5 protein-coding genes are annotated in these 6,000 nt (G+C 71.7%); 3 read left to right on the forward strand and 2 right to left on the reverse strand.

The genetic code is table 11. From position 1 onward, the window contains the following. Positions 1–203: 203 nt before the first annotated feature. A complete protein-coding gene (locus tag NDW01_RS25440) occupies positions 204–2,267 on the forward strand; it encodes a cellulose binding domain-containing protein (RefSeq protein WP_252824438.1) in 2,064 nt (687 codons plus the stop codon). Between the two features lie 179 nt (positions 2,268–2,446). On the opposite strand, the gene NDW01_RS25445 is transcribed toward NDW01_RS25440, so the two are convergent. After that, entirely contained in the window at positions 2,447–3,382 is a 936-nt protein-coding gene (locus tag NDW01_RS25445) for an NADP-dependent oxidoreductase (protein ID WP_252824440.1), read from the reverse strand. 75 nt (positions 3,383–3,457) lie between these two features. Next, positions 3,458–4,354, reverse strand: coding sequence for a DODA-type extradiol aromatic ring-opening family dioxygenase (locus NDW01_RS25450; protein ID WP_252824442.1), 897 nt, complete (start codon positions 4,352–4,354; stop codon positions 3,458–3,460). A gap of 122 nt (positions 4,355–4,476) precedes the next feature. Here NDW01_RS25450 and NDW01_RS25455 point away from each other — a divergent pair, with 122 nt between their 5' ends. Both NDW01_RS25455 and NDW01_RS25460 read left to right on the forward strand, forming a co-directional pair. Continuing rightward, entirely contained in the window at positions 4,477–4,950 is a 474-nt protein-coding gene (locus tag NDW01_RS25455; RefSeq protein WP_252824444.1) for a MarR family winged helix-turn-helix transcriptional regulator, read from the forward strand. A gap of 89 nt (positions 4,951–5,039) precedes the next feature. Continuing rightward, positions 5,040–5,879: a helix-turn-helix transcriptional regulator gene (locus NDW01_RS25460; protein ID WP_252824446.1), complete on the forward strand. Its 840-nt coding sequence runs from the start codon at positions 5,040–5,042 to the stop codon at positions 5,877–5,879. The last annotated feature ends 121 nt before the right edge of the window (positions 5,880–6,000 follow it).

Raw genomic sequence — 6,000 nt, forward strand, 5'->3', positions numbered from 1 at the left:
TTTCATGCCCGGCGGGCCGCACCCGGCGTACGAGGCGGGGAGCCGTCGTGGGCCTCCCGGCCCCGTACCAGGCCGGATTCCCCGGCTCCTCGACGGCGCCCGTTCGGGCCGTTCCCCGGTGCCGACGAGGTCCGTTGACAGTCCTGGGGCGGGATCTCAGCATGAGGCGACCTTGATCACCCGTGATTGGACCCCTGATGAGGATGCGCCTACGTCCCGCCGTCGCCGCGGCGCTGACCGCACTGGTCGCGGCCGTCTCACCGGCCGGACTCACCTCGGCCCGCCCGAGCGCGGCCGACACGCCCGTGCAGGTCACCGTGAACGCCCGCGCGGGGCTGGCGACCATGCCCGGCACCGGGCTCGGCGTGAACGACGCCATCTGGGACGCCGAACTCGGCACGACCGCCGTGTCCGACCGGCTGGGAGCGGCCGGCGTGCGGATGATCCGGTATCCGGGCGGCTCGTACGGCGACATCTACCACTGGAAGACCAACACCGCTCCCGGCGGGTACGTCGCCCCGAACACCGACTTCGACACCTTCATGGCCTCCGTACGGCGGATCGGCGCCCAGCCGATGATCATCGCCAACTACGGCACCGGGACGCCCGAGGAGGCGGCCGACTGGGTCCGGTACGCCAACGTGACCAAGGGGTACGGCGCGAAGTACTGGACGGTCGGCAACGAGAACTACGGCAACGGCCACTACGGGTCCGGCTGGGAGGCCGACGACCACGCCGACAAGAGCCCGGCCGCGTACGCCAAGGGCGTCGTCGCGTACGCCGACGCGATGAAGGCGGTCGACCCGACGATCAAGGTCGGGGCGGTGCTCACCATGCCGGCGAACTGGCCGGACGCGGTGGTCGGCGACGGCGACGCGGCCAACTGGAACCAGACCCTGCTGTCCATCGCCGGGTCGAAGATCGACTTCGTGGACGTGCACTGGTACCCGGGCGGCACCACGGCCGGCGAGGCCCTGGCCAAACCGGAGCAGATCGACGACGCCGTCTACCTGCTGCGGCGGCAGATCGCCCGGTACGCCGGGGCCGGCGCCGACCGCATCGGCATCAGCCTCACCGAGACGAACGTGGGCGTGGGCGAGGACACCCAGCCCGGCGCGCTCTTCCTCGCCGACGCGTACAGCGGACTGCTCGCGAACGGCGTCTTCACCGTCGACTGGTGGGACGTCCACAACGGCATCGGCACGATCTCGACGGTGGCCGGCCAGACGGACTACGGCGACTTCGGCATGCTGTCCAGCGGCACCTGCACCTCCGACGGCACGACCTGTGAACCGCCGCTCGACACGCCCTTCGCGCCGTATTACGGCCTGGCCATGATGAACCAGTTCGCCCGCCCCGGCGACCAGTTCGTCCGGGTCGGCACCGACCAGGCCCTGGTCACCGCGCACGCCGCCCGCCGTCCCAACGGGGACCTCGCGGTGCTGCTGGTGAACAAGGACCCCGACAACGCCCACCCGGTGAGCATCGACTACGCCGGTTACACGCCCGCCGCCGCGACGCCCACCGTGTACTCGTTCGGGAACGGCGACACGTCCGTGCACTCGACCCAGACCGGCAGCGCGACGAGCCAGACCCTGCCGCCGTACTCCCTGACCACCCTCGTCCTGCACCCGGCGAGCGAGCCCACCGGAGCGCCCACGGCGCCCGGCCTGCCGACCGCCTCGGCGGTCACCGACCGGACCGCGACGATCTCCTGGCCGGCGGCCACCGCGGGCACGCACCCGATCGCCAAGTACGAGGTGTACCGGCAGAACGGCACCACCAGCGAGGAGCTCGGCGAGACCGCCGGCACCTCCCTGACGGTCCACAACCTCGACCCCGGCACCCCGTACACGGTCAACGTGCTGGCCCGCGACACCGCCGGGAAGGTGTCCTGGGCCTCACCGCCGCTGACGTTCACCACCGGCAGCCCGGCGACCAGCGCGTGCACGGTCCGCTTCACCGACCAGAACGACTGGGCCAGCGGCTACGTCGCCGGCGTCGACGTCACCAACAACGGCCCCGACCCGCTCGACGGCTGGACCCTCACCTTCACCTGGCCCACCGGCCGGCAGCAGGTGAGCAGCGGCTGGAACGCCACCTGGACCCAGGACGGCCGGGACGTCAAGGCCACCAGCCTCGACACGAACGGGCAACTGGCCGCCGGCGCCACCGTGAGCATCGGCTTCGTCGGCGCCTACACCGGCCCGAACATCCCCCCAGGCGTCTTCCGCCTGAACGGCACGGTCTGCACGACCGCCGAGTGACCGCAGGAACGCCGGCGCCGACGAAGCCGACGTCACCGTCCGGCCGGGCCGAGCGTAGGACCTGCCGCATGGCCTCGCCGGTGTCGACGGGTCGCGGGTGCGGCCGCCGTCGAACTTCCGGGCCGGCCACCGGCGGGAACGAACGGTGGGCGGCCCGGTCAGGTGCGGTCAGGGTGTGATCAGGGAGCGAGCACGACCGTCTTGCCGGTCAGCCGCCCGGCGCCGGCATCCTCATGCAGGGCGGCCAGCTCGGCCATCGGGCGACGGGCGGCGACGTGGAGCCGGAGCCTGCCGGCATCCACCTTGGCGACGAGCTCGGCCAGCTGGGCTCCGTCGCTGCGGACCCACAGGTTCGCGCTGCGCACCCCCCGGGCGGGGTCCTCGGGAATCGAGCCGGCCGTGCTGGCGGCGACCCCGCCATCGGCGACGTAGTTCGTCAGCTGCGCGAGCTCCTCCGGGGAGACGCGCACATGGTTCACCACGACCTGGAACGGACCGCCCACGGCGGCCGGGCCCGCGGTGAGGTCGAGGGGGCCGACGACCTGGTCCGCGCCGTAGTCCCGAAGGCGGTCGGCGTGCTGCGGCGCGTCCACCGCGGTCACGTGCGCTCCCGCGTCGACGGCGAGCTGCACCACGAGGCCGCCCACCGCGCCTCCCGCCCCGTTGACCAGAACGGTCTGACCGGGCTTCAGCTCGGCCAGCTCGAACGCCGTCTGCCAGGCCGCCAGGCCGGTCAGCGGCAGCGCCGCGGCGTCGACCAGCTCGGTCGTCCGGGGCGCCGGGGCCAGGGACTCGGCCGGGGCGAGCACGTACTCGGCGGCGCCGCCGGCGGAGTCGAGGGGCAGCATCGCCACGACCCGGTCGCCGACCTCCAGTCCCCTCACGTCCGCGCCGAGTTCGGCGACGGTGCCCGCCAGGTCGATCCCCGGCACGTACGGGAGGGTGATCGGGATCATCTCGGCCAGGACACCGGCGCGGATGTGGTCATCGACCGGATTGAACGACGTGGCCGCAACCCGCACCAGTACCTGCCCGGTGCCGGGAGCGGGACGGTCGACGTCCTCGTAGCGCAGGACCTCGCTGCTGCCGAACTCGTGGAAACGCATTGCCTTCATGGCACTTTCTCCAGTGTGTAGTGATGTCATCGCCAAGGGATGAGGCGATCAGAAAGGTGAGGCACGTCGAGGTGCTCAGGTGAGCTGCACCGACCGGGTGGAGTTGCCCATCACCATGCGGTCGATGGCGCTCACGGCGCTGCCGGGGTCATCGGCGGCGCCGACGGTGAGCAGCAGCGGGACGAAGTGGTCGGCCGTCGGATGGGCGACCGCGGCACTGGGCGCCTTGTGCCGGTAGTCGGCGAGGGCGTCGGCGTCGCCCCGGGCCAGGGCGTCAACGGCCCATTCGTCGAAGGCCCTGGTGTCGGCGGCGAGTTCCGGCCGGCGGAAGACGGCGAAGCTGTGCGTCATGAAGCCCGAGCCGAGAACGAGGATGCCCTCTTCGCGCAGCGGCCGCAGGCGTACCCCGAGCTCGAGCAGAGCGCCGGGGTCGAGGCTGGGCATCGACAGCTGCACGACCGGGACATCGGCCGCGGGGTACATGGCCATGAGCGGGATGAAGGCGCCGTGGTCGAGGCCGCGGCCGGCGAACTCGTGCACCGGCGTCGGGCCCAGCAGGCCGGTGAGCCGCCGGGCCAGGTCGGTGGCGTCCGGGGTCGCGTAGGGAAGGGTCTTGTAGCGGGGGTGGAAGCCGCTGAAGTCGTAGAAGAGCGGGGTGCCGGCCGCGGCTCCGGATATCGCGACCGGCGCCCGTTCCCAGTGAGCCGAGATGACGACGATGGCCCGGGGTTTGGGCATCGACCGGGCCCAGTCGAACAGGTCGCCGAGCCACTGCGGGTCGTCGAGGGTGAACGGGGCCCCGTGGCTGACGAAGAGGCTGGGCAGGGGACCGTCGGAGGGGTTCCACACCCGCTGCTCGCGCGCCTGTGGCAGGACCCGGGCGAGGAGGTCGTCGTACGCCGCGGCCGGTGGGGACGACGGGAAGGGGGACGTCAGGCCGTTCGGGGAGGCCAGGCTGCTCCTGGTGGTCATCGAAATCAGCTCCTTCACTTGCCTCGGCAAGTTTTTTCACTTTCCGAGGCAAGTGAAAGGTAGTCCATCATGACTTGCCCAGGCAAGTGATACGAGTTGCCTGGGCAAGTATGATGGGGCTCATGAACACCCAGTCGGCCTGGCTCGACGACGACCAGCAGGACCTGTGGCAGGCGCTCCTCACAGTCGTCATCGCACTCCCGGCGGCCCTCGACCGCCAGCTGCAGCGAGAGGCGGGCATCTCCAACTTCGAGTACGGGGTTCTGGCCCGGTTGTCCATGGCCGACGAGGCCACGATGCGGCTCAGCGAGCTGGCCCGGGTCTGCGACAGCACCCAGCCCCGCCTGTCGAAGGTGATGGATCGCTTCGAAGCCCGCGGCTGGGTCGCCCGCCGACCCGACCCGAGCGACGGTCGATACACCCTCGCCACCCTGGCCGACGCCGGCCGGCAGAAGCTCGTCGAGAGCGCGCCGGAACACGTCGCACAGGTGAAGCGGCTCGTGTTCGACCCGCTCAGCGCCGCTCAGCGCCGCCACCTCGGGGCCGCACTCACCCGCATCGCCGCTACCGTGCGCCGGGAACTCGAAGGAGGCTGAGCGCCGGTATGGGGGGGATCGGTGGCCCATGGATGCCTCTGACCGCAGGCGGTAGAAACCGACTGTCACCGCGAGATGAGGGGAAATCCATGATCGATCGCACCGGGCTCGCGGAGTTTCTGCGGAGTCGCCGGGGGGCTCTGCAACCCGAGGATGTCGGTCTTCCCCGCGGTCCTCGTCGCAGGACCGACGGGTTGCGGCGCGAGGAGGTCGCGGCGCTGTGCCTCATGTCGACCGACTACTACTCCCGGCTCGAGCGGGAGCGCGGGCCGCAGCCGTCGAGCCAGATGCTCACGTCGATCGCGCAGGGGCTGCACCTGTCGCTCGACGAGCGAGACCACCTGTTCCGCCTTGCCGGGCACAACCCGCCGCCCAGGGGAGCGTTCAGTGCGCACATCAGTCCGGGCCTGCTGCGCATCCTCGATCGCCTGACCGACACCCCCGCGGAGATCGTCACCGAGCTGGGCGAGACCTTGCGGCAGACCCCGATGGGCGTCGCGCTCACCGGCGACACGACGCGGTACACCGGGCCCGCCCGCAGCGCGGGGTACCGGTGGTTCACCGATCCGGCCGCCCGGCGGCTCTACGCGCCCGAGGAGCATCCGTTCCTCACCCGCATGTACGCCTCGGGGCTGCGCGAGATCGCCACCCTCCGCGGCCCGGACTCCCGAGCCGCGCACCTCGCCGACCTGCTCCTCGCCCGCAGCGAGGAGTTCCGGCTCGTGTGGGAGCAGCACGAGGTCGGGATCCGCCCCCACCACGTCAAGCACTTCATCCACCCGGAGGTCGGCGCCCTGGAGCTGACGTGCCAGCGACTGGTCGACCCCGACGAGGGTCACTCGCTGCTCGTCTACACCGCCGTCCCCGGCACTGAGAGCCACGAGAAGCTGCAGGTGCTGTCCGTCATCGGACCGCAGGCGCGTCGCTGACGCCGAGCCTCGGCGCGTCCGGGCCGGCGCCTCCGAGTCGAGAAGCCGGGCCTTCCCTCGCGTCCCGGGCGCACCGACGCCGCCGAGAGGCGGATCGGCGATCCGTGGACAGGTCGGCCCT

Origin of the sequence: Actinoallomurus soli, assembly GCF_024055715.1 — a bacterium.
Lineage (GTDB): Bacteria > Actinomycetota > Actinomycetes > Streptosporangiales > Streptosporangiaceae > Actinoallomurus > Actinoallomurus soli.